This window comes from Paraburkholderia sp. BR10141 (genome assembly GCF_056155635.1).
In genome coordinates this window covers 1-514 of sequence record NZ_JBMIQH010000144.1, presented here as the reverse complement: position 1 = coordinate 514, position 514 = coordinate 1, and the positions used below count along the sequence as shown (strand labels likewise).

Below are 514 nucleotides of genomic sequence, written 5' to 3'. Positions count from 1 at the left end.
CGCCAAGGCATCCACCACATGCACTTGTTCGCTTGACCCTATAACGGGTGTGTCTCGCGGTGATTGCTCACTTCGGACCCACTCGCTACAGGTTGAGTATTCGTGTTGCGCCGTATTTCAAGGCAATCTTTCGATCACTTAAAAATACATTGATACAATCACAACCCTGATTCACCTACTCCACACCCATCTCCAGGTGTGTTTTGGATGAATCTCTTTACTACTTCTTCCTGATTGTTAAAGAACGACAGCCGATATTTCGCAGTGATGCGTCATACCGCTCTGACTGGCTCAATCGCCAATGCAAAAGGTTCTGCTTCGTGCAGAACGCTGTGCATTGAGGATTGGTGGAGGATGACGGGATCGAACCGACGACCCCCTGCTTGCAAAGCAGGTGCTCTCCCAGCTGAGCTAATCCCCCAGTCACACATACTCAAGGGATCTGCCCGCCACAGACAGTGGTGGGTCTGGATGGATTCGAACCATCGACCCCCGCCTTATCAAGACGGTGCTC

Annotated in this window: 1 tRNA gene; it reads right to left on the bottom strand. The window is 51.4% G+C overall.

Features of this window, described 5'->3' with window-relative positions:
* Window positions 1-345 precede the first annotated feature (345 nt).
* Window positions 346-421: transfer RNA gene (locus tag ACOJB8_RS41225), tRNA-Ala, on the bottom strand.
* Window positions 422-514 lie beyond the last annotated feature (93 nt).